The sequence below is a fragment of the Streptomyces synnematoformans genome (genome assembly GCF_039531005.1).
GTDB classification, from domain to species: Bacteria; Actinomycetota; Actinomycetes; order Streptomycetales; family Streptomycetaceae; genus Streptomyces; species Streptomyces synnematoformans.
The window spans coordinates 1-3,584 of record NZ_BAAAPF010000354.1; the positions used below are offsets into that span (position 1 = coordinate 1).

Annotated in this window: 3 protein-coding genes; 1 reads left to right on the forward strand and 2 read right to left on the reverse strand. The window is 73.7% G+C overall.

The window, feature by feature from the left end:
• The first annotated feature begins 3 nt into the window (after nt 1-3).
• Nucleotides 4-1,017: a lysophospholipid acyltransferase family protein gene (locus tag ABD317_RS31640; RefSeq protein WP_425582486.1), complete on the forward strand. Its 1,014-nt coding sequence runs from the start codon at nt 4-6 to the stop codon at nt 1,015-1,017.
• A gap of 35 nt (nt 1,018-1,052) precedes the next feature.
• Here ABD317_RS31640 and ABD317_RS31645 read toward each other — a convergent pair whose 3' ends face one another.
• Together ABD317_RS31645 and ABD317_RS31650 are read right to left on the reverse strand one after the other, a co-directional pair.
• The gene (locus ABD317_RS31645) at nt 1,053-2,252 is read right to left on the reverse strand and encodes a DUF5667 domain-containing protein (RefSeq protein ID WP_344294452.1); all 1,200 of its coding nucleotides are present in this window, start codon (nt 2,250-2,252) and stop codon (nt 1,053-1,055) included.
• 240 nt (nt 2,253-2,492) lie between these two features.
• The gene (locus ABD317_RS31650) at nt 2,493-3,311 is read right to left on the reverse strand and encodes an ECF subfamily RNA polymerase sigma factor, BldN family (RefSeq protein WP_027755958.1); all 819 of its coding nucleotides are present in this window, start codon (nt 3,309-3,311) and stop codon (nt 2,493-2,495) included.
• Nucleotides 3,312-3,584: the final 273 nt, after the last annotated feature.

Consider the following 3,584-nt stretch of genomic DNA (forward strand, 5'->3'; position numbering starts at 1 on the left):
GACTTGGCGGACGCCGCGGAAGGCGGGCGGCCGGGCGACGCCGCCCCCGCCGACCCCGCCGGCGCGGCGCACACCGCTGCGGCGGCCGGTACGGCGCCCCCGGGCGCCGGCGCCGCCGAGGCCGTCGCGTCCGCCCTGCAGAGCGCCCTCGTGGACGTGCTGCCCCGGCTCCTCGGCGGCGGCTGGGAGCGCCGGGCGGCGGACGCGCTGGGCTTTCTGCGGCGGCGGCTGACGGGCGACTACGAGGTCGACGAGTTCGGCTTCGACGCGGAACTCACCGACCAGGTGCTCGTGCCGCTCTTCCGCCCGGTCTTCGAGAAGTACTTCCGGGTGACGGTCAAGGGCGTCGAGAACATCCCCGACACCGGCGGCGCGCTCGTCGTCTGCAACCACTCCGGCACGCTGCCCTGGGACGGGCTGATGGCGCAGGTCGCCGTCCGCGACCACCACCCCGCCGACCGCCATCTGCGGCTGCTCGCGGCCGACCTGGTGTTCGCGCTGCCGTTCGTCAACCAGCTGGCCCGCAAGGGCGGGCACACCCTGGCCTGCGCGGACGACGCGGCGCGGCTGCTGGCGCGCGGCGAGGTCGTCGGCGTGATGCCGGAGGGCTTCAAGGGGATCGGCAAGCCGTTCGCCGACCGCTACAAGCTCCAGCGCTTCGGCCGCGGCGGCTTCGTCTCGACCGCGCTGCGGGCGGGGGCGCCGATCGTGCCGTGCTCGATCGTCGGGGCGGAGGAGATCTATCCGATGATCGGCAACGCCAGGACGGTGGCGCGGCTGCTGGGGCTGCCGTACTTCCCGGTGACGCCGACGTTCCCGTGGCTGGGCGCGCTGGGGGCCGTACCGCTGCCGACGAAGTGGACCATCGAGTTCGGCGAGCCGATCCCCACGGACGGCTATCCGCCGGAGGCGGCGGACGACCCCATGCTGATGTTCAACCTGACCGACCAGGTGCGCGAGACGATCCAGCACACGCTGTACAAGCTGCTCGTCGAGCGGCGGTCGGTCTTCTTCTGACCCCCCCGCAGGCCGCCCGGCCGCTGCCCGCCCCGCTACTCCTCCTCGCCGATGTCGAGGCCCAGGTCGGGCAGCGGCAGCAGCGGCGGCAGGGTGATCTCCGGCTTCGTCCTGCCGGGCTCCTGCTCGGTGGGGGAGGAGCTGTCGTCGGTCTCGCGCCCGCCCGAGTCCTCGCCTCCGGGCAGGACGCCGCCGATGAGGCCGTCGTCGACCAGCCCGTCCTCCTCGGTGGCGCTGGGCTTCGGCTCGCCGTCGTCGCCGACCTCGCCCTCGGCCGTGGCGGTGGGCGAGGGGGTGGGCTCGGCCGGGTCGGGCTCGGTGCCCGTGCCGCCGGTGCCCGCGGTGCCGGGCGAGGTGCCGCCGGGGGTGGAGTCCTCCTCGGGGCCGGGCAGCAGCGAGGACAGCGGGGCGACATCCTGCTTTATGGCGTCGAACACCGAGCTGACCTCGTCGCTCAGCTCGCCCAGCGCGGGCGGGAGCCGGTCGCGGAGCTGCTGCCAACTGCGCTCGTTCTTCTGGGAGAACGCGGAGAGGGTCTGCATGGGGGCGAGCGAGCCGTTCTCGTCGTACGCGCCGCGCAGCAGCCGGCGGCCCTCGCCGGCGTCGTGCCGTACGTTGTCGAGGGCCTCGCGGATCTCGCTCACGGACTCCTCGTCGAGGGCGCCGGCGCGGTCGCGCTCCATGAGCCGCCGGGCCTCGTTCAGCCGGGTGGACGCCTGGTCGAGGTAGATGCGGCCGCGCTCGGCGTCGTCGTCGGCCATGCCGCGGCGCAGGTCCTCCATGCCGCGCTTGAGGCCGTAGAGCGTGTCGCCCGGGAGGGCGTCGGAGCTGACCGCGGCGGCGGCGCTGAAGGCCCCGGCGGCCACGCCGACGCCGACGCCGCCGATGGCCACGCCGCGGGAGAGGCGGGAGCGCGGGCGGAGCCGGGACAGCGGGCCGGCCGCGCGGTGGGCGCCGCGGCGGCGGGGCGCGGGGATGAGGGGCGCTTCGGTGCTCTCCGCGGTGTCCTCGGCGAGCATCGCCTCCATGGCGGCGATGAGCCGGGTCCGCTGCGCGGTCTTGACCTCGGGGTCGAGGGCCGGCCCCGGCACGGCGGCGAGCTGTCCCGCGAGGCCGAGCAGGCGCGCCTGCTCGGGGTCTGCCGCCAGCGCCTCCGCCTGCTGCGCCCGAGACTCCTCATCAAGGGCCTGGGCGAAGGCGTGGGCCCGCCGGTGTGCCGATACGGATCCGATCACGGGCGGCACCTCCTGTCGACTCGGGGTCTCTGTGTGGGACTCCCTGTCCCGCCCGCAGAGTTGTACTCCTTGACCCGTTTCACTCGAATGAGTGAGCAGGGGTGGACAACTCGCGTCGGAAGAAGCCCTGCTATCCGCTCAACGACGGGCAGGGCAGTCGGGTTACGCGGTGGCGTTGATAGTACTCCGGTCGGCGGAGGCGCCCCGGGTATCGCGACCTGCACGGGCGATCGCCGCCCGTCAGCGGGCGTCGTCCGGGAGCAGCCGGGCGAGGGTGCGCACCGCGCGGTACTGGAGGGTCTTGATCGCGCCCTCGTTCTTGCCCATCACCTTGGCCGTCTCGGCCACCGACAGGCCCTGCAGGAAGCGGAGGGTCACGCACTCCTGCTGCTGCGGGTTGAGCTTCCGTACGGTCTCCAGCAGGGCGGTGTTGGACAGCGTCTCCAGGACGGAGTCCTCGGGGCTGCGCTCGGTCTCGCTGGGGTCCAGCATCTCGCCGGTGGTGACCTCCAGGCGGAAGCGGCTGGACTTGAAGTGGTCGGCGACGAGGTTGCGGGCGATCGTCACCAGCCAGGCGCCGAAGTCGCGGCCCTGCCAGGTGAACGTGCCGATGCGGCGCAGGGCGCGCAGGAAGGTCTCCGAGGTGAGGTCCTCGGCCGTCGCCCGGCCGCCGACGCGGTAGTAGATGTAGCGGTAGACGGTGTCGGCGTACTGGTCGTAGAGCCGGCCGAAGGCCTCGGTCTCCCCGGACTGGGCGCGCTCGACCAGGTCCATCATGCGGCGGCTGTCGCCGGTCGAGGGCTGGCTCGGCCTGGCCGGCCGGCCGCCGCGCTCGCGGGTGCCCGCGCCGCCGCCCTGCCGCCGTCTGCTGCCGACCGCCGCGCCGCCGTCGGTGAGGGCGTAGGCGGGGCCCGCGACCGGCCCGGGGGCGGGACCGGCGGCAGGGGCGGCGGCGGGGCCGGCGACGGCCAGGGCGGGCGAGAAGAGGCGCAGTTGCTCGATCACCTGCGCGCGCAGCGTAGCCAGGCCTGAGGCGTCAACCCCGACGTATGGGTACACGGGACTCCCAGAGGCAGTGCTTCCACCGGATTGCGTCTGAGGAGAATAACGCTTCGTGTCGGGCGCGCTACCTCCAGTTGCTTAAATCACCGTTTCCGTCCGATCCACAGCTTATTGACGACCCCTCAAGTATCGGCCGTCGGATTGAGTTTGATCGGTAAGTGACACGAACTGCCTGGTTCACGGGCGTGTTGTGGGTTTCCCGGAGGAATCGGTCAGCGGCGGCGGCGCTGCAGGGCGGCCGCCGCTGCGGCGCCGCCCGCCACCGCGCCG